Source organism: Massilia putida (genome assembly GCF_001941825.1).
In the GTDB taxonomy this organism is placed as follows: Bacteria; Pseudomonadota; Gammaproteobacteria; order Burkholderiales; family Burkholderiaceae_D; genus Telluria; species Telluria putida.
Window position 1 is genome coordinate 3858268 of sequence record NZ_CP019038.1, and the last position, 24656, is coordinate 3882923.

Here is a 24656-nt window from a genome sequence, read left to right on the forward strand (position 1 = left end):
GCAAACCTGTCATTCATACCGTGAAGGAAAACCTATGCCAACCGCCCTCATCATCGGTGCCTCGCGCGGCATCGGCCACGAACTGGCCCGTCAATACCGCGCCGACGGCTGGCGCGTCATCGCCACCGCCCGCAAGGCCGCGGATTGCGAAGCGCTGCGCCGGCTCGGCGCGGAAGCGCACCAGGTCGACGTCACCAATGCCGAATCGATCGGTGGCCTGGGCTGGAAGCTGGACGACGAGAAGATCGACGCCGCCTGGCTCGTCGCGGGCGTGTACGGCCCCGATCACGCCGGCTTCCCGACCGAGCAGGAATTCGACGACGTCATGCACACGAACGTGCTGGCCGCGATGCGCATCCTGCCCATCGTCGCGCCGCTGGTCGCCGCCACGCGCGGCAAGGTGGCCGTGATCTCGTCGCGCATGGGTTCCATCGGCGAGCGCACGAGCAACCAGGGTTCCCTGTACCGCGCCAGCAAGGCCGCGCTGAATTCCGTGCTGGCCGACGCCGCGCTGACGTATGGCCCGCAGGGCGCCACGTGCCTGGCGTTCCACCCGGGCTGGGTGCAGACCGACATGGGCGGCCCGGGCGCCACGCTCACCGTGCAGCAGAGCGCGGCCGGGCTGCGCGCCGCGCTGGCCAATGCGACGCCCGCGCAGAACGGCGCCTTCCTCAACTACGACGGGACGCCGATCGCGTGGTGACCGTCCACGATAACTACACTAAACGAGACAAATGATTCTGACCGAAGAACACCAGATGATCCGCGACGCCCTGCGCACCTTCGCGCAGGAGCGCCTGGCGCCCAACGCCGCGCGCTGGGACCGCGAGCACCATTTTCCCAAGGACGAGCTGAAGGAACTGGCCCAGCTGGGCGCGTTCGGCGTGGCCGTGCCCGAGCAGTACGGCGGCGCCGGCCTCGATTACGTGGCGCTGGCCCTCGTGCTGGAAGAGATCGCGGCCGGCGACGGCGGCACCTCCACCATCATTTCGGTCAACAACTGCCCCGTGTGCTCGATCGCGATGACCTACGCGAACGCCGCACAGAAGGAGCGCTGGCTCCGTCCGCTCGCGCAGGGCGACCTGCTGGGCGCCTTCGCGCTGACGGAACCGCACACGGGCAGCGACGCCGCCGCCCTGCGCACGACGGCCGTCCGCGACGGCGACCACTACGTCCTGAACGGCACCAAACAGTTCATCACGAGCGGCAAGAACGGCGACGTCGCCATCGTCATGGCCGTCACCGACAAGGCGGCCGGCAAGAAGGGCATCAGCGCGTTCTGGGTGCCGACCGATACGCCAGGCTACATCGTTGCCGGCATCGAGCAGAAGATGGGGCAGCACTCGTCGGACACGGCGCAGATCGTGTTCGATCAGTGCCGCATCCCCGTCGACAACCTGATCGGCGAAGAGGGGCAAGGCTACAAGATCGCGCTGTCCGGCCTGGAGGGCGGCCGCATCGGCATCGCGTCGCAATCGGTCGGCATGGCGCGCGCCGCGTTCGAGGCCGCGCTGGCGTACGCGAAGGAACGCGAGAGTTTTGGTTCGCCGATCTTCGACCACCAGGCCGTGCAGTTCCGCCTGGCCGAGATGGCGATGCAGATCGAAGCGGCGCGCCAGCTGATCCTGCACGCCGCGTCGATGAAGGACGCGGGCCTGCCCTGCCTGAAGGAAGCCGCGATGGCCAAGCTGTTCGCGTCCGAGATGGCCGAGCGCGTGGTGTCGTCGGCGATGCAGGTGTTCGGCGGCTACGGCTATGTGGCCGACTTCCCCGTCGAGCGCATCTACCGCGACGTGCGCGTGTGCCAGATCTACGAAGGCACGAGCGACATCCAGAAGATCCTGATCGCACGGGCGCTGTGAACGCATCGAAGGACGACGCGACGGCATTGACGATCCGCCCGGCCGGTGAAGCCGACCTGGCGCCGTTCTTCGCCTACCTGGACGACCACCTGCGCGACAACGGCGCCGACGGCACGCCGCTGTTCCAGCCGATCGCGCCCGGCCAGCCGCGCCTGCCGGCCGGGCTGCGCATCGCGTTCATCAAGGGCGTCGAGATCCCCGTCGGCCAACCGGGCTGGCGCCGCCTGTGGCTGGCCATCGCCCCCGGCGGCGACATCGCCGGCCACATCGACCTGCGCGGCCGTCCCGAACCGGCCGCCACGCACCGCGCCATGCTCGGCATGGGCGTGCACCGCGTATGGCGGCGGCGCGGGCTCGGACGGCGTCTGCTCGAAACGGCGGCCCAGTGGGCGCGCACCGGGACGGACCTCGACTGGATCGATCTCGAGGTATTGTCAGAGAACGAGCCGGCCATCGAACTGTATGCGCATGCCGGTTTTACGACGGTCGCGCGCGTGGCGGACATGCTCAGGATTGCCGGGGTCAGCCATGACTTGAGTTACATGACGTTCAAGCTGCGCTAATAGAAAAGGGTAGATAAAAACTGGTTACGCTGCCTTTACACTATTCGGTTGACGCGGCTCCTGCATTATATCTTGCACAATCTTTCCTCCGTGTAAAACGACGACACGCTCAGCCATGTGAGTGGTCTCAGGTCGGTGCGCAACGATAATGCGAGTTAACTTAAGGTTTTGTATCGCAGCGTTGACTGCCTGTTCATTCCATATGTCGAGGTGACTGGTTGCTTCGTCCAAAACAAGAATTTGTGGGTTTTTATACAACGCCCTAGCGAGCAAAATCCGCTGCTTCTGACACCGGACAAGCCCGTACCGATATCTCCAACGAGTGTATTGTAAGCCATAGGCATACTCATAATTTCTACGTCGATAGCGGCCAAACGCGCACACTGAACAACTTGTTCCTGATTAGGATTGCTACTGAAGAAACTAATGTTGTCCGAAATCGAACCAGCAAACAACATATCATCCTGCATCACCGTACCAATCATCTGGCGGTAGTTCGCTAAACCCAAATTCGCCACCTTTACGCCACCTATGAGAATCTCGCCATTCGTAGGCTCAAGCAATCCAAGTATCAGCTTCATTAGAGTGGTTTTTCCACTGCCTGACGCACCGGTCAAGGCAATGCATTCTCCCGGAGATATTTTGATGTCAAGATCCTTAATGATATAAGGTTCGCCATCCGCATAACGGAAAGAGATCCGGCGCAATTCGATAGATGGAATTATGTCGAGAGGATCGATTTCATAGTTGCAGTTTATCTTCTCGGTTTGAGTTAACACAATATCGGCAACACGCTCACCATGTAGACGTAGCATTTTAAACTCGAACAATTTATCGACTAGGCTGACTATGCGCTGACTGAACTGATCCTTATAACTAATAAAAGCAAACAGCATCCCGATAGAAAATTTCGCATCCATTACAGCCAAGACAGCAATCCATATAACGATTATGCGTTCCGCTCCAAACAAAAAATTACTCGCAGCTTGATACGACAACCCCAACCTTGCAATTCGCAATTCTGAATTGAATTGATCCGCCAGGGCGTTTAGCCAACTAGCACACCGCTCATCATTGCGACAGAACAAACGAACACTTTGAACACCTCGAACTGACTCCAAAAAATGTGTTTGCTGCTTAGCCGAGTGAATAATCTGTTCAGACGTCGCATTTTTCAGAGGTGCGAAAATTAGCACGCGTAGTGAAATATATAAACCGACCGCACAACATGCTATCGCTGCAAGTTTGAAGCTATACAAGCACATTAGCACGAAAGTCCCCAGCACGAGGACGCCGTCAATCACTCCTTCGACAAACTGAATAGTTAGGCTTTTCTGCATCGCTTGGATCGAATTAAAGCGGGAGACAATATCGCCGGTGTGACGATTTTCAAAATAAGGCAGCGGTAGTTTCATCAGATGCGTAAAAGCGTTTCCCAACCACTGAAAATTGATATTCGTCGACAGTATGGTAGTTACCCATGAGCGGACAGCAGCAATCGAAGTTTGCAACATAACCAACAATAAAAATCCGCAGCCAAGCACGGTCATCATTTCATGATCGGCTGCAAGCAAGGCTTCATCGACCACCCATTGCATATAAAACGGGGCGATCAACGCGCACACCTGTAACGCAAGTCCAAGAAGCAGGACTTGGCCCAAGCTTCGTCGAAGCCCGACCACGCGCCCCATAAGGGAAAGAAGCGAAAAATCTCTCCGCTCATTTTTCGGCAAGAACTCGCTTGTTGGGGTTAGTTCTAATGCAACTCCGGTAAAATGCTTCGCGACATCAATGAGGAGTAATCGCCGCTCTCCAACACCTGGGTCGTGGATATATGCATGTGTATTAGTAACACCTCTAAGGACAACAAAGTGATTCATATCCCAATGCAGTATCGCTGGCAACCTCAACTGCGGCAGGTGCTCCATTTCAAGTTTCAATGGCCGGGGTTGAAGATTCAAGCCCTGTGCCATTGCCATCAACCCCTTCAGGGTAGCCCCTTTAAGCGAAATACAGAAACGCTGTCGCATAGTAGATAAGTCTATACGGTGGCCCCAATAAGATGTGACCATTGCAATACAAGCTAGTCCACACTCTGCGGCTTCGGTTTGCAAAATAACGGGAAGGCGCTTGGTTGACCAGAATGCCAACTGCAGAGACGAGGCAATTTTCATAAGCGTTCATCTATAATAGTCGACTAAAAATTGATCAATTAAAATCCGCAAAACTAATTACGTCCACAGATGCTAAACAGCGGCTCAAGAATCCACTCGTACAAATGCCGATGCTCTAAAATGATACTAGCATCTAATAACATTCCTGACTTAAGGCCGGTCGGCTTACCATATACTAAAACTTCCTGTTGCTTCAATCTCAGACGCATACGGTATAATGGTTCACCTGTCTGGTTCGCAATCATTGCGCCCCCTGGCAATGTCAATTCGTGCGCAGAAATTGATGTGCTTGTCACCTCTTGAATACTTGCTTCGTACTGACCAAATTTCTGATAAGGATATGCCTGATAGCGCAACATGACCTTCATTCCTGGCTTGACAAAACCTATAGAGCGAGAGGGGACATAAACTTCGGCTTCAAGTTTGGAGTCAGCAGGCAGCAAAGATGCCAATGCAGAGTCCGCCATAACTTGTTTGCCGATTTCTACGGTAATTGTAGTTACGGTACCTGCAGTTGGTGCTATCACCCTAATTTCTCGCCGAGCCTCGCTTTCGGCGAGATCCTGCTGAATCGCCAACGCATTGCGCTTCAATGCTTCCTCATCTCGTTTTGCTTGATACTTCAAGTCAAGATAGTCAGCTTGGGCCGAAACATAATCGCGCTCGCTCACAGCCTTGAGACGCTCGAGTTCAGCTAATCGTTGGCGTTGATCCAATAATTCACCTTCTTTCTCCTCCATTTGTCCGGAAGATATGTAGTTAGTTGCATGCAAATCTTTGAATCGCTTAAAAGCCAGAGTTACCAATTCAATGCGTGATTTTTGCAACGCAATTTGCAATTCCAGGCGTTTTGCCTCTTCCTGCAACGCTGCTGCCCTTTTCTGTGCGGCTAGAGCACGTTGGCTCGATTGCTGATCGATCTGCAATAACTCTTCTTGATAGCTATCGCTTCGATTTCGTAAAAGTGTCGAAACTGTACTTTCAGCTGACTTAGAAGACCCAATATTGCGCTCATTCAACAAAACAAACAGAACTTCACCGGCTTTTACTTTCTGTCCTTCTTTAACTCGAACTTGGGCCACAATGCCCGTCTGACCTGACTTTATACGAATCAATCCATTACTCGGCAACAGAATTCCTGACACTTCTACTCGACGAGCAGTGCTAAAAGAGGTAAAGAATATGATAATCAAAATAACAATTACACCAAAAATCGTCGTTAAGATTCTATGACTAACATAATTTGCCAAGATAACTGTTCTATACTGCCGCGAACCAACGAAATCGATAGCTTGTTGACGAAAAATTTGCTTTTTCTGTGAGGTCAACTTATCCAAAATAAGATTCCTTAGGTTTAAAAGTTTAAACGTTGAATCTCATTATACTAAGCACAAAAACCGTTCCCAAAGACCATTAATTAAAATTCCGCTCAGACCGATTTTAAAACCCGGTGATTATAATAATCATTGCCAGAAAGTTTACCAACTAAACGCAAAATACACCTCTTAATTAAAAGAGGTGCCCGCTACCATTAATGCAGAGCGTAATACGCCGCTTTCCCTAATTTTTCGCCAAATTGTTCGGCTGCATTAAGTGCCGCCAAAGTTGCACCAAATCCAGCCATGGCAATGAAGAAAGGATTGCCGCCACTAATAACGCAAATTTCATCGTCTTCCAATGTGCTTATTGAAAATTCATTCATGCTCGTATTGGAATTTGCAATTTGATTCATAATATTTCTCCAAATTTAAGTGAATTTGTCATTATTTTTTTGCACCAGCTCCTGCTTCTCTATAGCCGATAAAGAACCCAACGCCTGCAGCAACCACCACGGCAATGCCAGCTGCTACAATGATCATCCCGAATCCGCCGTTGACCTGATCTAATTCTTCCATTTGCAGTTCTTGCATGATGTCTCCAGTTTTTCAATCAATGATTTAAGTAATAAAAAGCCTTACCAAGACTTTCCCCAAAAGATACCGATAAGTACAACGCGAACACCGTAAGCCCGATGGAAAGCAAATTTTGCATTTGCGGTGAAGTTGTATCGATAAGTCTTGTTATTTCTTCGCAATTTTTTCCCATAGATAAGCATTCCTATACAGATTTTAATTAACAAAATATCTCTGCAAGGTAGGTTTATTGCTTGCATTAACTTTATATTGAGGCATAGAAAGTTTCATATATTGTGCTAATCCATATGGGAAGTTGATTTTTGGCAACCTAACGCTATCGCGGCCTGTCAGACCCATCTATACGAATGCTCTGAGGGTTAGATTTTGTTGGCTAAGGAATCTGCCGTAGAACTGTCCTTCTTATATGGCTCAAGGAGGCAGCATCGCCGTAGCACGTCGACCCACGCGACTTTTCCCTACCGACCAGCACCAGCAGCGCTATATTTTTGGCGCAACGAGATAGCATCGCCTGGCTCGACCTCGATGTCCTGTCGAAGAACGAGCCGGCCATCGAACTGTATGCACGCACCGGTTTTACGACGGTCGCGTGCGTGGCGGACATGCTGCGGCTGGCCGGGATCAGCCATGTTCTGAGCTACATGACGTTCAGGTTGTGCCAAGCGTGATAATCGGTGAGCATGCGTCCCGGCCCCGCATGCTAAAGTTGTACGATGAAAACCGCGCTGTCTCTTCTTCTTGCTTCCTGCATCGCTCAAGCGGCCCACGCCGAAGACTGCTGGGGTCTATCTGACTGATTGAACGAAATTTTGTTTGATTGGTCAGATGGCGATGATCCGAACTGACCTAACTGAACAGCAATGGCGGTAGCTGGAGCCACGTTCGCCGCCCAATCCACGTTACGGTCATGCTTATACCGGGCATCGGCATGTGATTAACGGGATTCTGTGGCGCTTAGGGACTGGCGCGCCCTGGCGCGACATCCCGCCGCGCTATGGACCGTGGCAGACCTGCTACGACAGGTTTGTGCGCTGGTCACGCAACGGTACATGGCAACGCCTACTCAAGATCATGCAGGCTGCCGAGGCTGCTTCTGGCCGTGTCGATTGGAACGGTGCTGCGCTTGATGCGACCCACGTGAAGGCACAACGAAGTGCTGCTGGCGCTCGAAAGACACTTCCTCCGGCAGAAAAAAGAGGGAGGTAACTGACGAGCGGCTGCGACATTCACGTGGCGGCCTCACCAGCAAGATCCATCTATGCGTGGATGGACATGACCTGCCGTTGTCGTTTGTGGTCACTGCAGGACAGTGCAGCGACGCGGCCAACATCGGCACTGTACTTGATGCTATTTCCTTTCCCGATCGGGGAAAGGACGTCCACGCAAACGCCTGACTTGCTTGCGGGTGGATCGCGCTTACGGCGCCCCTCATTATCGACGACAGATTCAAGAGCGGGGCATCCGCTGCGTTTGTCCTGAACGACTCGATGCGCAGAGAAACCGGCTGTGCAAAGGTCGTCGGGGAGGATCGCCTCCACGTTTCGACGCTGAAGTATACAAAGGACGCAACGTCGTCGAGCGCGCGATCAACCGGCTAAAAGACTTCCGCGCCGTCGCAACGCAATATGACAAGCGCGGCCATAACTTCTTTACGGCCGTGCTTGTGGCAACAATTATTTTATGGCTTCTCTGAGACGAGGACGTAGTCCGCTACGTCGCCAGTGCCGCCATGGCCCAGCGTTATCAATCCGCCGTCTGCCATGGCCAGCCGTGTGAGATGGTGTATCCGATCGATATCGAGTTGACGGTGGTTGTAACTCAAAACCCCACCAGCACGATCTTCCCCTGCGCCCGGTTCGACTCGATCAGCGCGTGCGCGCGCTTGAGGTTTTGCGCATCGATGCGCCCGAAATTCTCGTTGGCCGTCGAGCGGATCGTGCCCGCGTCGATCAGCGCCGCGACGCGGTTCAGGATCTCGTGCTGGCGGATCATGTCCGGTGTCGAGAACAGCGAACGCGTGAACATCAGTTCCCAGTGCAGAGATACGGCCTTGCGCTTGAATTTGCGGACGTCGATCGGCGCCGGGTCGTCGATCAGGCCGAATTTTCCCTGCGGCGCGATGATCTCGACGATCTGGTCGAAGTGCTGGTCCGTGTGCGTCAGACTGATCACGTAATCCGGCGCGCCCAGGCCTGCGCGCGTGATCTCGTCGGCCAGCGGCTTGCTGTGGTCGATCACGTGATGGGCGCCGTTGTTGACCACCCAGTCGCGCGTTTCCGGCCGCGAAGCCGTGCCGACGACCGTCAGGCGGGTCAGCTTGCGCGCCAGCTGCACGAGGATCGAGCCGACGCCGCCCGCCGCGCCGATCACCAATAACGTCTTGCCCTCGCCGCGCTCGTCGGTCGGGACCTCGAGACGGTCGAACAGCAGCTCCCATGCCGTGAGGCTCGTCAGCGGCAGCGCGGCGGCGGCGCCGAAATCCAGCGATTGCGGCATCGTGCCGGCGATGCGCTCGTCGACCAGCTGCAGCTCGCTGTTGCTGCCGGCGCGGGCGATGGAGCCGGCGTACCAGACGCGGTCGCCCGGGCGGAACAAGGTCACGTCCGGCCCGACGGCTTTTACGATGCCGGCCGCGTCCCAGCCGAGCACTTTCCAATCGCCGTCGGCCGGTTTCGCACCGGCGCGCACCTTTACGTCGACCGGATTCACGGACACGGCTTTCACCTCGACGAGCAGGTCGTGGCCCGTCGCGACAGGGTCCGGCAGGGTGATGTCGACGAGGGCGTCGGCGTGATCAATGGGCAGGTTGTTCTGGTAGGCGATGGCTTTCATGACGGCTCCTTGGTGATCGATGGGTGTGATTCTGGGCGCGCCCATCTTTTTGATAAACTGGGCAATTACGAAATCAATTTCAATTTTTGTTTGAAAATGAACCTGCGCGACCTCGAACTCTTCGTGACCACGGCGGAACAGGGCGGCCTGTCGGCGGCCGCGCGGCTGCTGGAGATCTCGCCGGCCGTCGCCAGCGCGAGCCTGAAACGGCTGGAGGCGGATCTCGGCACGGCGCTGTTCGTGCGCACGACGCGCAGCATGCGCCTGACGGTGGCCGGCGAACGCCTGCTGGCGCGCTGCCGCCCGCTGCTGGACGGTTTGCGCGCAGCCGAGGAAGAACTGCGTGCGGGAGAGAATGCGATCGAGGGCCAGTTGCAGATCTCGATGCCGTCGGACCTCGGCCGCCACGTCGTGCTGCCGTGGCTGAACGCGTTCCAGGCGCGCCATCCGGGCGTCCGGTTGCGCCTGCAGCTGACGGACCGCCTGGCCGACATTTATCGGGAACCGGTCGACATCGCGCTGCGCTTCGGGAAGCCGCGCGCATCCAGCATGGTGGCGCTGCCGCTGCTGGAAACCAACCGCCGCGTGCTATGCGCGTCTCCGGCGTACCTCGCGCGGCACGGCGCGCCGGCGTCGCCGCACGAACTCGCGGCGCACAACTGCCTGTGCTTCATGGTCGACGAGACGGTCAACGACCGCTGGCGCTTTCGCAAAGGCGACGAGGAGATCGACGTGACGGTGCGCGGCGACCGTGTGGCCGACGATTCCGAGATCGTGCGGCGCTGGGCGCTGGATGGTCTGGGGCTGTGCTACCGCTCGCGCATCGACGTGCAGGCCGACCTCGCGAGCGGCGCGCTCTCCATCGTCTGCGCGGACTGGGAGGGCAACAACCAGCCCCTGTACATGGTGCTGGCGAACCGGCGGCAAGTGTCGCCGGCCGTCAGAGTGCTCAGGGAGTTTTTGGTCGAGAGAATGAAAGCAGTCATGGCGGCATGACCACCACTTCGCCGTTCCCGCGCAGGCGGGAGCGACGTTCAGGTCACCTGCTCCAGCGCCAGCGCGATCCCCTGCCCGCCGCCGATGCACAGCGTGACGACGCCGCGCCGTGCGAGGCCGCGACGCATCGCGTGCAGCAGGCGCACCGTCAGCACGGCGCCCGTCGCGCCGATCGGGTGGCCGTGCGCGACCGCGCCGCCTTCGACGTTGATGACGTCTTCCGGCAGAGATAACTGGCGCGCGACGGCCAGCGGCACGGCGGCGAAGGCTTCGTTGATTTCGTAGCGGTCGACGTCGGCGATGTTCCAGCCGGCGCGCGCAAGGGCCTTCTGCACGGCCGGCACGGGGCCGATGCCGAACATGCCCGGCTCCACGGCCGCCACGCTCGACGCGACGAGGCGCGCGATCGGCTGCAGGCCGAGGCGCTCGGCCGTCGCCCGATCGGCGACGATGACGGCGGCGGCGCCGCTGTTCAGGCCCGGCGCATTGCCGGCCGTGATCGTGCCGTCCGGACGGAACGCCGGCTTCAGTTTCGCGAGTGCCTCCAGCGTGGTGTCGGGGCGGTTCGCTTCGTCCGTGTCGAACAGCTGTACGCCGCGCTTGCCCGCGATCTCGATCGCCACGATTTCATCCTTGAACGCACCGGCGGCCTGGGCCTCCGAAAAACGGCGCTGCGAACGCTCGGCCCAGCGGTCCTGCGCGGCGCGGGTGAGGTCCGCTTCCTTCACGAGATCTTCCGTGTGCCAGCCCGAGTGCTGGGCGGAGAAGGCGTCGTTCAAGCCGTCGTGCAGCAGGCTGTCGTAGATCTGCGCATGCCCCATGCGCGCGCCCCAGCGGGCCTGCGGCATCAGGTAAGGCGCCTGGTCCATGTTTTCCATGCCGCCCGCCAGCACGACGTTCGCTTCGCCGGCCAGGACCTCGTGCGCGGCCGACGCGATGGCCTGCGCGCCCGAACCGCACACGCGGTTCAACGTCATCGCGGGCACACTGACGGGAATGCCGCCGTGAATGGCGGCCTGACGGGCCGGATTCATGCGGTTGCCCGCCTGGACCACGTTGCCCATCAGGACCGCGTCGATGGCATCGGGAGCAATCCCCGCGCGCTCGACGGCGGCGCGCACTGCGGCCGCGCCCAGTTCGACGGCGGGGATGGATTTCAGGGAACCGTTGAACGCGCCGATGGCGGTACGCACGGGGGCACACAGGACGATATCGCGGGCAGACATGATGACTCCTTTCGGGTTGGACGGCGGGATCACACAAATAGGAGTATATACACTTATTTGGAAAACCGCAGGACGCGCGGCCTGCCGGAGATCGGGATTATTTGATGTCGGGGTCGTGGATGCCCGTCTCGACGACGGCGCGCAACAGCATGCGCAGTTCGAGCGCGCGTTCGCTGCCGAAGTTCTGCTCGAATGTCTGCTGGGCGCGGCGCCACAGCGGCAACACGGCCTTGACCTTGGCCTTGCCGGCGGGCGTGAGGACAATCACGCGCTCGCGTTTATCATGTTCGCTGGGACCGGTCGTCACGAGGGCGTCGCGCTCGAGCGGCTTGAGGTTGCGGGTGAGGGTCGTGCGGTCCATGACCAGTTCGGCGGACATCTGGTTGACCGTCATCGGCCCCAATCCCAGCAGTTTGGCGAGGATGGAAAACTGCGTGACGCGCAGGCCCGCTTCGCTCAGGGCCTGGTCGTACACACCGGTGATGTAACGCGACGCCTGGCGCAGGGCGAGGCAGTTGCACAGGGGGTCGTTCGATTGCGGGCGCGATGTCATGGTCGGTGTTCCGGTACCGGGCCGGCGTTAGTGCCCGCCCTCTAGCGAGTATAACCCCGGGTGCGCCGAAACCTGTGCATAATCGGCATCGAATAGTTGCATATACACTCAATATGGATGAAGGAGATCGCATGGACAAGCAGCAAACGGTGGCGGAACAATGGGAAGCACAGCTGCGCGCGGTGCGCGCACGCGTGGAGCAAGGCGGCGGACGACCGGGCGTGGTGCCGGCGCAGGAAGCGCGCGGGATGACGGGACTGGCGGTGATGCAGGCGCTGCTCGACGGCCGTTTTCCGTACGCGCACATCGCCGAGACGCTCGACTTTTTCCTCGTCGAAGTCGACAAGGGCACGGCCACGTTCCAGGGTACGCCGCAGGAGAAACACCTGAACCCGATGGGCACCGTGCACGGCGGCTGGTACGCGACCCTGCTCGACTCGGCCGTGGGCTGCGCCGTGCAAACGGCGCTGGAGCCGGGCTATGCCTACACGACGGCGGAGCTGAGCGTGAACCTCGTGCGCGGCGCAAGGCTCGATGGCGGACCGCTGCGGGCGATCGGCACCGTGCTGCATTGCGGGCGCCAGCTCGCCACGGCCGAGGGGAAGATCGTCGATGCGCAGGGACGGTTGTATGCGCATGCGACCACGACGTGTTTGGTATTCGAAGCTCGTTGATGCATAGGGCGGGTGATTGATGCCGGGGCATCAATCACCCCACCCACAATTCATGCCGTCGCCGTCGTTTTTTGAATGACATACCGGCTCGCCGGCTTCGTGCGCGACAGCTCCGGATGCATCGCCCGGCGCGCGGCCTCGTACGCATCCCACTTGGCGCCATCTTCCAGCGCGGGGATCGTGGCGAATTCGCCCTGGTCGAAGCCGGCCAGCGCGGCATCGACCAGATCCTCGGCGCGCATCACGATCTCGCTGGGCAGGTGCTCGACCGGCGTGCCGGCGATCTGCCAGAAATCCGTCGCGGTGGCGCCCGGCAGAACCACTTGCACGCGCACGCCCTGGCCGGCCAGCTCATGCTGCAGCGACTGGCTGAACGCGAGCACATAGGCCTTGCTGCCGCCGTACACGCCGTTCAACACTTCCGGTGCGATGGCGACGATCGACGCGATATTGATGAAAGCGCCCTTCCCGCGCGCCACGAAACCGGGGGCCGCGGCATAGGTCAGGCGTCAGCGCGGTCACGTTCAGCGCGATCATGTCCTGCATCTTGTCGACGTCGGCGCCCAGCAGCGGGCCCGTGCCGCCCACGCCCGCGTTATTCACGAGCAGCGTGATGCCGTCGTCGCTGCGCAGCAGGTCTTCCACGCAGCGCAGGTCGGCGTCGCGGGTCAGGCCGGCGGCGACCGCGCGCACCGTGCGGCCATAGGTCGTCGCCAGGCGGTCGGCCTGGGCTGCCAAACGCTCGCCATTGCGGGCGACCAGCACGAGGTCGTAGCCGCGGCGGGCCAGGCGGTCCGCGTAAACGGCGCCGATGCCGGTGGAGGCGCCCGTGACGACCGCAGTGCCGGGATGTGCTTTGTTCATGTTCCTCTCCGTGTCGTTAAGTGTGCGTACACACATATCAGTGCAAAAAATTTTTCTACGGTGCCAGCGTCAGCAAAGACTGGCGCAACTCCCCGGCCAGCCCGGCGCCGAACCTGCGTTCGAACTCCGCCTGCGCCGTCTGCCACACGGGTATCGCCTTCGCCAACTTCGCGCGGCCAGCCTCGGTAAGGCGCACGACGTTACGGCGCGCGTTTTCCTCGTGCGGGCCGATGGCCACGAGGCCGTCGCGCTCCAGGGGCTGCAAGGCGCGGATCACGCTCGTGCGTTCCATCACCATCGCGTCGACGAGGTCCTTCATCGAGGCGGCTCCGATCTCGTCGACGTAGACCAGGATGGAAAACTGCGTGCTCGTCAGGTCCACGCGCGACAGGTGGTCTTCATACATCTTCGTAATCAGGCGCGCCGCCTTGCGCGAGGCGAAGCAGTTGCAGGCGATGAGTCGTTCGGAAGCAGTCATGGGCACAGTATTATGTGCGTATGCACACATGTCAAGCACTTTGAAGATCGTTCCATGGACGGAACAATGATATCCACCACCCCTGCTTAATCCCGCAGAGAAGAACCAATAGAATGTTTTCCATCGATTCCACTTTCTGGAGAACAACGATGAACATCCTGCAGATCAACGGTAGCGCCCGCGCGAACGGTTCCAACTCCACCCGCGTCGCCGACGCCATCACGGCGCGGCTAAAAGCCCGCAATCCGCAAGCGACGGTCGAGCTGCGCGACCTGGCGCGCGATCCGCACCCGGTGCTGGACGAAACCGCGCTGTCCGCCCTGTTCACGCCCGCCGACCAGCGCACGCCGCAGCAAAGCGAGCGCGTCGCCCTGGACGACGCCCTGATCGCGCAACTGAAACGCGCCGACGTGATCGTACTGGGCGTGCCGATGTATAACTTCGGCGTGTCGGTGCAAATCAAATCGTGGATCGACGCCGTCACCCGCGCCGGCCAGACGTTCCGCTACACCGCGAACGGCCCGGAAGGCCTCGTCAGCGGCAAGAAGGTCTACGTGGGCCTGGCCCGCGGCGGTATCTACCGCGATACGCCGGCCGATTCGCAGGTGCCGTACCTGAAGGGCGTGCTGGGCCTGATGGGCATGACGGACGTCGAGTTCATCTACGCCGAGGGCGTCAACATGGGGCCGGACCGCGCCAGCGCCGCGTTCGACGAAGTCGCCGCGCAGATCGACGAGATCGTCGCCTGATCTCAAGCGCGTCTACGCGATGGTGTCCACGACACCGCCATCGACCCGCAGCGCCGCGCCCGTCGTGGCCGACGTCTGCGGCGAGCACACGTAGACGATCATGTTCGCGACTTCCTCCGTGCTCGCCGCGCGGCGCAGGATGGAACTGGGCCGCTGCGTGCGCACGAATTCCGTCGCGGCCTGCTCGACCGAGGTATGCGCCTCTTGGGCCGCGCCTTCCAGCATGGCGCGCACGCCTTCCGACAGGGTCGGCCCCGGCAGCACCGCATTGACGGTGACGCCGCTGCCGGCCGCCAGCTTCGCCAGTCCGCGCGAGATCGCCAGCTGGGCCGTCTTCGTCATGCCGTAGTGGATCATGTCGGCCGGGATGTTCAGCCCCGATTCCGACGAGATGAACACCACGCGGCCCCAGTCACGTTCCAGCATCCCTTTCAGGTAGTGCCGCGCCAGGCGCACGCCCGACATCACGTTCAATTGAAAAAAATGCTCCCACGTGGCGTCGTTGATCTCGAAGAAATCCTGCGGGCCGTACGTGCCGGCGTTGTTGACGAGGATGTCGACGCGCGGCTCGGCGGCGATCAACGCGGCGGCACCCTCGGCCGTCGCCAGATCGGCGGGCACACCGCGCAGCTGCGCGCCGGGCATCTGCGCCAGCACGATGTCGCGGGCGCGTTCGATGGCGTCATTGCTGCGGCCATTGAGAATGACGGTCGCGCCGGCCCGCGCGAGGCCGATGGCCGTCGCCAGGCCGATGCCGGCGGTGGAAGCGGAAACGAGTGCGGTCTTGCCAGTCAGGTCGATGTGCATGTTGGCTCCTGTTCAGCGGGCGACGAGGCCCAGTTGCCGCATCAGCGCGAGGTTGTCCTCGATATGCCAGTTGTCGGCGATTTTTCCGTCCGCGATGCGGTAGATGTCGGTGGCGATGAAGTCGACGGATTCTCCATGCCCCTGCGTGCCGGCCCACTGTCCCGTGAAATGGCCGTGGAAGCGATAGTGTACGGTGACGCGGTCGCCCGCGACGATCAGTTGCTGCAGGTCGGCTTGCAGGTCCGGGATCGCCGTGCGCACGAATCTCGATGCCGCGAGCGCTCCCGGCACGCCTTGCGCACGGCCCGGCGGCAACGTGCGGTCCGTGAAATCGGCGGCGAGCGCGGCGCGGGCGTAGCGTTCGTCGCCCGTGTGCCAGAACGTGGCGTAGCGGCGCGCGGCCAGCACTTCGGCATCGCGCTGCGCCGCCGGCAGCGACGGGTCGGCGATGATGTCGTGGGCGCGGACGAGCTGTTCATCCGCGAGGGCCGGCAGCGACGACAGCATGGCCGCGGCGGCGAGGATGTGGTTGGCTTTCATATTCATGCTCCAGCGGGCGTTGATCGATGAACGCATCATAGATTTCACTTGGCGCGAAAAATAGCGGCAGAATACGAAATCATTGTTTCCGGAAAACGCAAGATGGACACGCTCGCCAACAACTTCCCTGCCCTCGTCGCGTTTGCGCGGATCGTCTCCGCCGGCAGCCTGTCCGCGGCCGCGCGCGAGCTGGACGTGCCCGTGTCCGTCGTCAGCAAGCGTTTATCTCTGCTGGAAGCGGGCCTGGGCACGCGCCTCCTGCAGCGCACGACGCGGCGCCAGACGCTGACGGAGGAAGGCCGCCTGTTCCACGCGCGCGTGCTGCGCATCCTGGACGAAATCGAGCAGGCCGAAGCCCTGCTCGCGCAGCGCCGCGACGGCGTGCACGGGCTGTTGCGCATCACGGCGCCCGGCGAGTTCGGGCGGCGCTGGCTGGCGCCGATCGCGGCCGCGTTCCAGGATTTACATCCGCAAGTGACGATCCAGATGGAGCTGGGCGACGCCATCGTCGACCTGCTGGACAGCGGCATCGACCTCGCGATCCGCTACGGCGCGCTGGCCGACTCCTCGCTCGTCGCGCGCGCGCTGGCGCCGAACTACCGCGTGCTGTGCGCGTCGCCCGCTTATCTGCAGCGGCACGGCGAGCCGCGCACCCCAAACGAACTGGCGGGCCACCGCTGCATCGTGATCGGCGACCAGCGCCGCACGGACTGGAAGTTCGACGGCGACGAAACGGCCCCCGTGCGCGTGGACGCCGCCTTCCTCACGAACGACGGCGGCGCGGCGCAGCAGCTGGCACTGGCCGGTAGCGGCATTGCGTTGAAATCGATCTGGGACGTGGGCGACGACCTCGCGGCGGGCCGCCTGGTGCGCGTGCTGCCGCACCACGCGATGGCGGCGGCGCCGCTGCATGCGGTGTATCCGCACCAGAGAAATCTGGCGCCGAGGGTGCGGGTGTTCGTGGGGTATTTGAAGGAGAGGCTGCAAGAGGCGTGGAGGTGGTAACGAACAACGTCATTCCCGGCACTGCCGGAAATGACTTCCCGCCCACGCGGGAACGACGGTACGTCAGCTAACGGCTGCTTCCAGCAACGTCACCGTGCGTGCTTCCGTATCCAGCCGTCCCCGCACGCCGACCGGAATGGTGAACTGGTTGCGGATATGCCCGAACGAATACCCCGTCACCGCCGGCACGCGCAACGGTTTCAAATGTACATCGAGCGTCTCGTCCAGGGTCAGCGACGGCCCGTCCCCTTGCGGCCCGCAGTTCTCGCAGATGCCGATCATGATTGCGGCCGCCTTGTCGAAACCGACCGCCAGATCGAGCTGCGTCATCCAGCGGTCGATACGGTACGGCTCCTCGTTCACCTCTTCGATGAACAGCAGGCCGCCCGTGAAATCCGCCGCGTACGGCGTGCCGGCCAGCGCGCTCACGAGCGACAGGTTGCCGCCGATGAGCGGGCCGGTCGCGACGCCCTTGTGCACGGTGCGCGTCGCGTACCACGGCTCTTCCAGCGCGCGCCGGTCGTTCTCCACCGACATCGGGATCGTGTACGAATCCCTTGGCTCCATCAGCACGGCCAGCAGGTGCTCCGTCGCATAGTCGGATGGCGTGCTCGATGCCACCGGGCCGTGGAAGGTCACGAGGCCCGCATGGCGGTGGATGGCGAGGTGCAGCGCCGTGATGTCCGAATAGCCCAGCAGGATTTTCGGATGCGTGCGGATCAGGCGGTAGTCCAGGTGCCGCAACAGCGAGATGCAGCCCGAGCCGCCACGGATCGCCCAGATGGCTTTCACTTCAGGATCGCGGAACATCGCGTGCAGGTCGGCGATGCGCGCCGCGACCGTGCCGCCGTAATTGCCCCAGACGTCGCGCAGGTAGGTGCCCAGCTTCACGCGCAAGCCCAGCGACTCGATGTGCTGCACTGCCTTGTCGATGGAAGCGTCGCTCGTGTAGCCGCCCGGCGCGACCAGGCCGACGACGTCGCCGCGGGAGAGACGCGGTGGTTTGATCAGTGGTGTCATGGTCGATGCGGCGCGCGCGCGCGTAAAAGGCAGCAGCAGCGCCGCCGCCATCATCGCGTTGAATCTGCGCCTGCCGTTCATGGTGTGGGGTTCGAAGTTAAACGGCCCGCGCCGCGGAAGCTTGTGGCTTCCATGGTCGCGGGCCGCCGGAGCGCCAAGGATACTGGCAATCCCGGATGAAGGGTTAGAAGAAGCGGTACTTGATGTCGAAGCTCAGCGAGCGGCCGCGCGGATCGGCCACGCGCGGATCCCAGCCGGCGCCCACGACTTCGTCCACGTTGTGCGCCGTGAACGGCGGGTCGCGGTCGAACAGGTTCTGGATGCCGACGGTGAGCGTCGTGTTCTTGATGCCCGTGTACGTCGTCGACAGGCCCCACGTCGTGTAGCTGGCCACGCGCGGGTTGAAACCGGCGGGCGGCGTGCCCTTGCCGCCGTTCGGCAGCTCGTCCGCATAGCCGTCGCGGTACAGGTTACTCAGCAGGACGCTCCACGGGCCCTTGGCGACGCTGAACGTGGCGTTGTGCTTCCAGCGCAGGTACAGGTCGCGCGTATAAAAATTGCCGACGTATTCGACGTACGGCTGGCCTTCGAACTCGGCGAACTTGTAGCTCTGCGTCCAGGTGCCGTCGAGGGTCGCGTTCCAGCGCCAGCCGTCCGGCAGGTCGCCGCGGCCGCGCAGGCCGACGTCGGCGCCGCGCGTCTTGAGGCCGGCCGCGTTGATCCAGCCGGCGTCGACGTAGGCGATGGTGCCGTCCGGGTTGCGGTGGATGTATGCCGGCAGCGATGCCTCGTTGGCCAGCACGACTTGCGGCGTGCGGTTGAGGATGCGGTCCTTGACGTTGATCGCCCAGTAGTCGACCGACGCCGAGAAGTTGCGGCTCGGCTCGACGATGAAGCCCAGGGTGCCCTGCTTCGACGTCTCCGGACGCAGGCCCGGATTGCCGCCGCTGAAGTAGTTCAGGCGCTCGATCGCACAGAAGCGCGGGTCGCCCGGGTGGGCCGCGCAGCCGACCGGATCGGACACGCCGTTCGGCAGCTCCTGGTTCAGGCGGCCCGAATACAGCTGGGCGAAGCTCGGCGCCAGGAACCCTTTGTTGGCCGAGCCGCGCAGCATCAGCCAGCCCGTGGGACGGTAGCTGAACGCGATCTTCGGGTTCGTCGTCGCACCGATCACGCTGTAGTCGTCGCGGCGCAGCGCGAGCTGCAGTTCCAGGTTCTTCATGACCGGGACCACGAGCTCGGTATAGATCGCCTTGATGTTGCGGTTGACCGTGTCCTGGTTCGCATTGCCCGGCGCCAGCAGGATCTTGGTCGCGTCGACGTCCTGCGCGAAGCCGTAGCCCTCGCGGCGCAGGTCGGTGCCGATCGCGCCCTGCAGCGGGCCGGCCGGCAGCTGCCAGATCTCGCCCGAGACGGACGCGTTGAATTGCGTGAGCGTCGTCTTGCCGTGCTGCAGGCGGCCATAGAACTTGGTCGCTTCCAGCGCCTGCATCGCGGCCGCGCTCTGGCCTTGCGACGGCGCGGCGAACGGATTCACGACGCCGCTGCCCAGCACTTTATACAACGCGCTCGTGTAGGCGTAGCCGTCGACGAGGTCGGTCTTCGTGTGGCTCTCGCTGTGCGACAGGTCGATCTTGTAATCCCACTTGCCGGCAAGCAGGCCCTCCGCACCCGTCATCAGGCGCACGGTGTCGGTCGTGTAGTTCTGGGTGCGGTTCCCCAGCGGCCAGGCGCGCCATTTATAGATGATCGGTTTGGTCTTGTCGAAGGTCGAGATGTACGGCGACAGGTCCTGGTAGTACGGACCGCCCGCCGGATACGCGTTGCCGTTCGCGAGCGACGTCGAGATCTGCGTCGGCGTCAGGATCGCCAGCGAGTTCGTGTGCGCGCCGACGGCTTCCGCGAACACACGGTGCTCCGGGCTGATCTGGAACGTGGCGCGGGCGACGCCGTTCGTGCGCTCCGTCGGCAGCTGCATCACGTAGTCGCCGCCGTAGTCGTAGGTGCAGGAATACGTCGTGCGCAGCGGCGACGTCACGTCCTTCCACAGCGAGGTGACATACTGGTTCATGCCCGGCACGCTGTCGCACTTGCCTTGCAGGCTCAGGAGGCCGGCCTGCAGGTATTTGGTCGGGTCGCCCGGCCGCTGGAAGTTCGCGCCCAGCGCCGTGCCGGCGCCCGTCAGCTGGTTGGCGACCGGGGTGCCGGTGGTGTCCGGCGACAGGCCGCGTGCCGGCTGGTAGCCGTTGGCGAAGGAACGCCGGCGCGAGTCGAGTTCGGCGTTCCTGTCGTAGCCGATGGCGGCCATGATGTTGAAGCGGTCCGTATCCAGGTTGCCGTGGCCGGCCACGACTTGCAGCCGGCGCGTGGCGCCGCCGCCGTGTTCCGTCCAGTTGCCGGTGGCATTCGCCTGCACGCCTTCGAAGTTCGTCTTGAGGATGAAGTTGATCACGCCGCCGACGGCGTCCGTGCCGTAGATCGCGGACGCGCCATCCTTCAGCACTTCGACACGGGCGACGGCCGCCAGCGGGATCGTGTTCAGGTCGACCGCCTTGCCGGACAGGCCGTAGCCGGAAATACGGCGACCGTTGATCAGCACCAGCGTGCCCGTCGGGCCGAGACCGCGCAGCGACGCGAACGAGCCGCCGCCGCTGACGCGGTCGGCATCCGCGCCGAACACGTTATTACCTGAAGTCATATTGTCGGCGCCCGTGCCGTTCGCCGAGATCAGGCGCATCAGCTGTTCCGCGTTCGTGATGCCCTGCTTGTCCAGCTGGTCCAGCGTGATCGTCTGCACCGGCAGCGCGCCTTCGGTCGCGATGCGTTTGATGCTGGAGCCCGTGATTTCGACGCGTGCCATCGGTTTGTCCGTTTGCGCTTCCTGCGCGATGGCCGGGGCGGCCGCCCCGATCAGGGCGATCATGTACGCTAGCTTCGTTAACTTCACGTGTTCTCCTTGGTGCGCGATGACGTTGGCATGGGGCGTGTAATGTCTTTGCATTACGTTATGTATTCAAAGGTAAGCGCACTGGCGCGCGCCCAGCCAATGAAAATTCCGGGCCTGAGTATAACTACAGGGAATGTTTCACTAGGTTAATCTAGCAAAAACGCTCACTTCCCTCGCGTGGCACGTATTCTTTGCGCAACATCGACATCCAGATAACGCCATTGCGTGAATTCGACCGGATGGCGTTTGTAGTTTTTGAGCCACGGTTGACGGATATCGGCCGACAGCACATGCGTCAGCGGCACCCACGGGTTGTAGGCGTGGATCAGCTGGTTCATCTCGAAATACAGCGTCTGCCGCGCCGGGCCGTCCTTGAGTGCGTGCGCCTGCTCGTAGCGTTGGTTATAGGCCGGCAGGTTGAAACGTGCGTAATTGGCGCGATCCGCGTTCGGGCCGTACAACAGCTGATAAAAATTGTCGCCGTCGGGGAAGTCGGCGATCCAATTACTCTCGAACATCTGCACCTTGCCGAGGCGCGACGCCTTGATGATCTCGGTCTTTTTATCGGACTTGAACACGACGCGCAGGCCGACGGCGTTCAGGCATTTGCGCCACAGTTCGTCGCGCAGGCGGCCGCTGACCGTCGCTTCGCTGCTCATCTGCAGGGTCAACGGTACCGTGCCGCCACCGGGCTTGGGCATGCGGCGGAATCCGTCCGGGTCGCGTTTGTCGTAACCGAAGCGGTCCAGCAAGGCATTCGCCAGTGCCGGATCGTATGGGACCGGGCTGCGGTAGGTCGGATCGTAGCCGAGCACGCCCGGCGGCAGCGGCGACTCGGCCTTGATGGCGAATCCCTGTTTCAGCAGGGCGATGTCCTCGGCGCTGTTGTAGCTGAGCGAGATGGCGCGGCGCAGCGCCACCTTCTCTTTCGCATACCCGCCCAGCACCGGGTCTTCCATGTTCATCCACATGTAATAGGTCTGCAGCACGGGGAAGCGGTATAACTGCATGCCGCGCGCGGCCAGTTCGGGCTTCAGCTTGCCATTCGCGATGACCATATTCGTCATCGACTCCGGCACCTGCTCCAGGTAATCGTATTCGCCGTTCAGGAAGCCCAGCATGCGGCCCTGGAATTCCTCCGCGATCTTGACCTCGACCCGGTCCACGCGCGGCAGCTTCTGCCCTTCGAGCGCGCGCGCGATGGCGCGGTCGGCCGGGTCCGCTGCCGTGTCGCCCGAGACGCTGGAGTGGAACACGGCCGTCGACGTCGGATTGGCGACGAGGGTGATGCGGTCGCTATGCTTCCACTCCTCCACCATGAACGGCCCCGTGCCGACGGGATGGTTGCCCGCCTGGCCCGGATACGCTTCGATCACGTCGCGCGCGACGACGCCCGTGGCCGGCGTGGCGAGATAAAACAGGAAATTGTTGTCCGGCTCGGCGAGGCGGATGCGCAGCGTATATTTATCGACGGCTTGCAGGCCGGGGATGGCGGTCGCGTAGCTGAACTTGGTTTTCCACGCCGCGTCGCCCAGCAGTTTCCCCTCGAACATGAACGACCACGGCGATTTCAGCGCCGGATCGTACAGACGCTGAATGCTGTAGACGTAGTCGGCCGCCGTCACCTCGCGCGGCGGGCCCTTGAACGCCGGGTCGGGCGTGAAATGCATGCCGGGGCGGATGTGGAACGTGTACGTGAGACCGTCGGCGGAGATCTCGGGCAGGTCGGTCGCGCCATTGCCCTGCAGTTTGACGGGCCGCGCCAGATAGTCGTAGCGCAGCAGCGGATCGAACAGGTTTTCCAGCAGAGACAACGTCTCGATGTTGGACGCGACGGCCGGGTCGAGACCCGTTTCGCTCGTCGACAGGAACATGTGCAGGACCTTGGGTTCTTTGTCCGTACCTTGCGCGGCGGCGAATGGAGCGAGAGCGATGAGCAGCAGGGAAGCGAGGAGGGAACGGCGAGTCGGCATGGCGGGGTCCTGGAAGCGTTGTATATCATAGGCCTGGGCGTTAGACGCAGGCAATAGATGCCGTCACGCGCTGCGATGACAGAACGCTACGATTCATAGGGGTGCATAACTTTTTTACATATCCCCGGCCCATTCTTTCATCAGCGCAGCTTACTCAGCGCCTATACTCTCCGCTGCACAATCGAGCTCAGGCATCCAGGGCCTGCCTGCGCGGCCCGGCCTGACCCACGACACCATGGCATTAAATTACATCTGGACCGGCTTCTTCCTCGTCGGCTTTATTGCTGCTTTGGCCCAATGGATCTTTCTTGGGGATACCGAGATTTTCAAGCGCATCATCGACGGCACGTTCGACTCGGCCAAGATGGGCGTGATGGACATCGCTCTGCCCCTGGCCGGCGTGATGACTTTGTGGCTGGGCATCATGAACATCGGCGAGAAGGCCGGCGTCGTCGGCTGGCTGGCGAAAGTCATCGCCCCGTTCTTTTCGCGCATCTTCCCGGAGGTGCCGAAGGACCACCCGGCCACCGGTCACATGGTGATGAATTTTTCCGCCAATCTGCTGGGCCTGGACAATGCCGCGACGCCGTTCGGCCTGAAGGCGATGGAAAGCCTGCAGACGCTGAACCCGAACAAGGACACGGCCAGCAACGCGCAGATCATGTTCCTCGTGCTGCACACGTCGGGCCTGACCTTGATCCCGCTCGCGATCATGGCCCAGCGCGCCATCCTCGGCGCGAAAGACCCGTCCGACATTTTCATTCCCTGCATGATCGCGACCTATGTGGCGACGGTCGCCGGCATCATCGCGGTCTCGATCCGCCAGCGGATCAACCTGCTGAACGGCGTCGTGCTGGGCTGGCTGGGCGGCATGACGGCGGCCATCGCCGCGCTGATCTGGTATTTCACGCACTACCTCACGAAGCCGGAAATCGAGACCGTCTCCAAGGTCGCGAGCAACCTGATCCTGTTTTCCATCATCGTCGTGTTCATCGTCGTCGCCTTGCGCAAGGGCGTCAACGTGTATGAGGCGTTCATCGAAGGCGCGAAGGGCGGCATCCAGACGTCGCTCACGATCATCCCCTACCTCGTCGGCATGCTCGTCGCCATCTCCGTGATCCGCAATGCCGGCGTGCTCGGCTTCGTCGTCCAAGGCCTCGAGTGGCTGATCCGGCTGGCAGGTCTCGACACGGCGTTCACGCCCGCCCTGCCCACCGCGCTGATGAAGCCGCTGTCCGGCAGCGGTTCGCGCGCGCTGATGATCGACGCCATGAAGACCTACGGTGTCGATTCGTTCGTCGGCCGCCTGGCCTGCATCTTCCAGGGCTCGGCCGACACCACGTTCTACATCGTCGCGCTGTACTTCGGCTCCGTCGGCGTGCGCAAGACCCGCTATGCGATTTCCTGCGGGCTGATCGCCGACCTGGCCGGCATCGTCGCGGCCATCGCCGTGGCCTACGTGTTCTTCGGCTAACCGCTC

The 24656-nt window shown here is 61.6% G+C and carries 23 protein-coding genes and 2 pseudogenes; 10 read left to right on the plus strand and 15 right to left on the minus strand.

Translation table 11 applies throughout. The features are described 5' to 3' along the window. Positions 1-34 precede the first annotated feature (34 nt). The 3 genes from BVG12_RS19265 to BVG12_RS19275 are packed head-to-tail and all read left to right on the plus strand — an operon-like array spanning position 35 to position 2425. Positions 35-703 (plus strand): SDR family oxidoreductase, encoded by a 669-nt coding sequence (locus tag BVG12_RS19265; protein ID WP_075793813.1) that lies wholly within the window; start codon positions 35-37, stop codon positions 701-703. A gap of 31 nt (positions 704-734) precedes the next feature. Beyond that, a complete protein-coding gene (locus BVG12_RS19270; protein ID WP_075793814.1) occupies positions 735-1862 on the plus strand; it encodes an acyl-CoA dehydrogenase family protein in 1128 nt (375 codons plus the stop codon). Next, positions 1859-2425, plus strand: coding sequence for a GNAT family N-acetyltransferase (locus BVG12_RS19275; protein ID WP_229503656.1), 567 nt, complete (start codon positions 1859-1861; stop codon positions 2423-2425). The genes BVG12_RS19270 and BVG12_RS19275 overlap by 4 nt, the downstream gene beginning before the upstream one ends. A gap of 24 nt (positions 2426-2449) precedes the next feature. On the opposite strand, the gene BVG12_RS35855 is transcribed toward BVG12_RS19275, so the two are convergent. The 5 genes from BVG12_RS35855 to BVG12_RS19290 form a co-directional block, all read right to left on the minus strand. Then, complete coding sequence (locus BVG12_RS35855) at positions 2450-2698, minus strand: P-loop NTPase family protein (protein ID WP_370662809.1); 249 nt, start codon at positions 2696-2698, stop codon at positions 2450-2452. After that, positions 2581-4599 (minus strand): peptidase domain-containing ABC transporter, encoded by a 2019-nt coding sequence (locus tag BVG12_RS19280; protein ID WP_307189076.1) that lies wholly within the window; start codon positions 4597-4599, stop codon positions 2581-2583. Before BVG12_RS19280 ends, BVG12_RS35855 begins: the two co-directional genes overlap by 118 nt. Before the next feature lie 53 nt (positions 4600-4652). Next, positions 4653-5936 carry an HlyD family secretion protein gene (locus BVG12_RS19285; RefSeq protein ID WP_229503657.1) on the minus strand — a complete coding sequence of 428 codons (1284 nt, stop codon included), beginning with the start codon at positions 5934-5936 and terminating at the stop codon, positions 4653-4655. A 194-nt stretch (positions 5937-6130) separates the two neighbouring features. Beyond that, the gene (locus tag BVG12_RS34140) at positions 6131-6331 is read right to left on the minus strand and encodes a hypothetical protein (protein ID WP_156895678.1); all 201 of its coding nucleotides are present in this window, start codon (positions 6329-6331) and stop codon (positions 6131-6133) included. Positions 6332-6362: 31 nt separating this feature from the next. Beyond that, complete coding sequence (locus tag BVG12_RS19290) at positions 6363-6509, minus strand: class IIb bacteriocin, lactobin A/cerein 7B family (RefSeq protein WP_083685223.1); 147 nt, start codon at positions 6507-6509, stop codon at positions 6363-6365. A 491-nt stretch (positions 6510-7000) separates the two neighbouring features. On the opposite strand from BVG12_RS19290, the gene BVG12_RS19295 reads away from it, so the two are divergent. Next, positions 7001-7180 (plus strand): GNAT family N-acetyltransferase, encoded by a 180-nt coding sequence (locus BVG12_RS19295; RefSeq protein ID WP_075793816.1) that lies wholly within the window; start codon positions 7001-7003, stop codon positions 7178-7180. A 202-nt stretch (positions 7181-7382) separates the two neighbouring features. Then, positions 7383-8205: pseudogene (locus BVG12_RS33550) on the plus strand (IS5 family transposase). 125 nt (positions 8206-8330) lie between these two features. On the opposite strand, the gene BVG12_RS19310 reads toward BVG12_RS33550, so the two are convergent. Next, complete coding sequence (locus BVG12_RS19310) at positions 8331-9344, minus strand: zinc-binding alcohol dehydrogenase family protein (protein WP_075793817.1); 1014 nt, start codon at positions 9342-9344, stop codon at positions 8331-8333. Positions 9345-9440: 96 nt separating this feature from the next. On the opposite strand from BVG12_RS19310, the gene BVG12_RS19315 reads away from it, so the two are divergent. Continuing rightward, positions 9441-10340 (plus strand): LysR family transcriptional regulator, encoded by a 900-nt coding sequence (locus BVG12_RS19315; RefSeq protein ID WP_179966232.1) that lies wholly within the window; start codon positions 9441-9443, stop codon positions 10338-10340. 38 nt (positions 10341-10378) lie between these two features. Here BVG12_RS19315 and BVG12_RS19320 read toward each other — a convergent pair whose 3' ends face one another. Further along, entirely contained in the window at positions 10379-11566 is a 1188-nt protein-coding gene (locus BVG12_RS19320) for a thiolase family protein (protein ID WP_075793819.1), read from the minus strand. Between the two features lie 97 nt (positions 11567-11663). Beyond that, positions 11664-12119 (minus strand): MarR family winged helix-turn-helix transcriptional regulator, encoded by a 456-nt coding sequence (locus BVG12_RS19325; RefSeq protein WP_075793820.1) that lies wholly within the window; start codon positions 12117-12119, stop codon positions 11664-11666. Between the two features lie 131 nt (positions 12120-12250). On the opposite strand from BVG12_RS19325, the gene BVG12_RS19330 reads away from it, so the two are divergent. Continuing rightward, positions 12251-12793: a PaaI family thioesterase gene (locus BVG12_RS19330; RefSeq protein ID WP_075793821.1), complete on the plus strand. Its 543-nt coding sequence runs from the start codon at positions 12251-12253 to the stop codon at positions 12791-12793. A 50-nt stretch (positions 12794-12843) separates the two neighbouring features. Here the strand turns inward: BVG12_RS19330 and BVG12_RS19335 are convergent. Next, positions 12844-13657 (minus strand): annotated as a pseudogene (locus BVG12_RS19335) (SDR family NAD(P)-dependent oxidoreductase). Between the two features lie 55 nt (positions 13658-13712). Beyond that, positions 13713-14135, minus strand: coding sequence for a MarR family winged helix-turn-helix transcriptional regulator (locus BVG12_RS19340; protein ID WP_075793822.1), 423 nt, complete (start codon positions 14133-14135; stop codon positions 13713-13715). A 149-nt stretch (positions 14136-14284) separates the two neighbouring features. Between BVG12_RS19340 and BVG12_RS19345 the strand changes: the two genes are divergently transcribed. Then, positions 14285-14884: an FMN-dependent NADH-azoreductase gene (locus tag BVG12_RS19345; RefSeq protein WP_075793823.1), complete on the plus strand. Its 600-nt coding sequence runs from the start codon at positions 14285-14287 to the stop codon at positions 14882-14884. A 12-nt stretch (positions 14885-14896) separates the two neighbouring features. Here BVG12_RS19345 and BVG12_RS19350 read toward each other — a convergent pair whose 3' ends face one another. Both BVG12_RS19350 and BVG12_RS19355 read right to left on the minus strand, forming a co-directional pair. Next, entirely contained in the window at positions 14897-15691 is a 795-nt protein-coding gene (locus BVG12_RS19350; protein ID WP_075793824.1) for an SDR family NAD(P)-dependent oxidoreductase, read from the minus strand. 12 nt (positions 15692-15703) lie between these two features. Then, positions 15704-16237, minus strand: coding sequence for an ester cyclase (locus tag BVG12_RS19355; protein WP_156895866.1), 534 nt, complete (start codon positions 16235-16237; stop codon positions 15704-15706). 96 nt (positions 16238-16333) lie between these two features. Here BVG12_RS19355 and BVG12_RS19360 point away from each other — a divergent pair, with 96 nt between their 5' ends. Further along, on the plus strand, positions 16334-17236 hold the full coding sequence (locus tag BVG12_RS19360) for a LysR family transcriptional regulator (protein WP_075793825.1): 903 nt from the start codon (positions 16334-16336) through the stop codon (positions 17234-17236). Positions 17237-17299: 63 nt separating this feature from the next. Here BVG12_RS19360 and BVG12_RS19365 read toward each other — a convergent pair whose 3' ends face one another. From BVG12_RS19365 to BVG12_RS19375, 3 genes are all read right to left on the minus strand, one after another. Further along, positions 17300-18337 (minus strand): S66 peptidase family protein, encoded by a 1038-nt coding sequence (locus BVG12_RS19365; protein ID WP_083685227.1) that lies wholly within the window; start codon positions 18335-18337, stop codon positions 17300-17302. Positions 18338-18440: 103 nt separating this feature from the next. Further along, entirely contained in the window at positions 18441-21203 is a 2763-nt protein-coding gene (locus BVG12_RS19370; RefSeq protein WP_229503659.1) for a TonB-dependent receptor, read from the minus strand. Between the two features lie 164 nt (positions 21204-21367). Next, positions 21368-23176 (minus strand): ABC transporter substrate-binding protein, encoded by a 1809-nt coding sequence (locus tag BVG12_RS19375; RefSeq protein WP_075793827.1) that lies wholly within the window; start codon positions 23174-23176, stop codon positions 21368-21370. Positions 23177-23411: 235 nt separating this feature from the next. Here BVG12_RS19375 and BVG12_RS19380 point away from each other — a divergent pair, with 235 nt between their 5' ends. Then, a complete protein-coding gene (locus tag BVG12_RS19380; protein WP_075793828.1) occupies positions 23412-24650 on the plus strand; it encodes a spore maturation protein in 1239 nt (412 codons plus the stop codon). Positions 24651-24656: the final 6 nt, after the last annotated feature.

Coding starts and splice junctions, on each gene's coding strand:
- BVG12_RS19265 (WP_075793813.1), top strand. CDS start 35: ATGCCAACCGCCCTCATCATCGGTGCCTCGCGCGGCATCGGCCACGAA.
- BVG12_RS19270 (WP_075793814.1), top strand. CDS start 735: ATGATTCTGACCGAAGAACACCAGATGATCCGCGACGCCCTGCGCACC.
- BVG12_RS19280 (WP_307189076.1), bottom strand. CDS start 4,599: ATGAAAATTGCCTCGTCTCTGCAGTTGGCATTCTGGTCAACCAAGCGC.
- BVG12_RS34140 (WP_156895678.1), bottom strand. CDS start 6,331: ATGAATCAAATTGCAAATTCCAATACGAGCATGAATGAATTTTCAATA.
- BVG12_RS19290 (WP_083685223.1), bottom strand. CDS start 6,509: ATGCAAGAACTGCAAATGGAAGAATTAGATCAGGTCAACGGCGGATTC.
- BVG12_RS19310 (WP_075793817.1), bottom strand. CDS start 9,344: ATGAAAGCCATCGCCTACCAGAACAACCTGCCCATTGATCACGCCGAC.
- BVG12_RS19315 (WP_179966232.1), top strand. CDS start 9,441: ATGAACCTGCGCGACCTCGAACTCTTCGTGACCACGGCGGAACAGGGC.
- BVG12_RS19320 (WP_075793819.1), bottom strand. CDS start 11,566: ATGTCTGCCCGCGATATCGTCCTGTGTGCCCCCGTGCGTACCGCCATC.
- BVG12_RS19325 (WP_075793820.1), bottom strand. CDS start 12,119: ATGACATCGCGCCCGCAATCGAACGACCCCCTGTGCAACTGCCTCGCC.
- BVG12_RS19330 (WP_075793821.1), top strand. CDS start 12,251: ATGGACAAGCAGCAAACGGTGGCGGAACAATGGGAAGCACAGCTGCGC.
- BVG12_RS19340 (WP_075793822.1), bottom strand. CDS start 14,135: ATGACTGCTTCCGAACGACTCATCGCCTGCAACTGCTTCGCCTCGCGC.
- BVG12_RS19345 (WP_075793823.1), top strand. CDS start 14,285: ATGAACATCCTGCAGATCAACGGTAGCGCCCGCGCGAACGGTTCCAAC.
- BVG12_RS19350 (WP_075793824.1), bottom strand. CDS start 15,691: ATGCACATCGACCTGACTGGCAAGACCGCACTCGTTTCCGCTTCCACC.
- BVG12_RS19355 (WP_156895866.1), bottom strand. CDS start 16,237: ATGAATATGAAAGCCAACCACATCCTCGCCGCCGCGGCCATGCTGTCG.
- BVG12_RS19360 (WP_075793825.1), top strand. CDS start 16,334: ATGGACACGCTCGCCAACAACTTCCCTGCCCTCGTCGCGTTTGCGCGG.
- BVG12_RS19365 (WP_083685227.1), bottom strand. CDS start 18,337: ATGAACGGCAGGCGCAGATTCAACGCGATGATGGCGGCGGCGCTGCTG.
- BVG12_RS19375 (WP_075793827.1), bottom strand. CDS start 23,176: ATGCCGACTCGCCGTTCCCTCCTCGCTTCCCTGCTGCTCATCGCTCTC.
- BVG12_RS19380 (WP_075793828.1), top strand. CDS start 23,412: ATGGCATTAAATTACATCTGGACCGGCTTCTTCCTCGTCGGCTTTATT.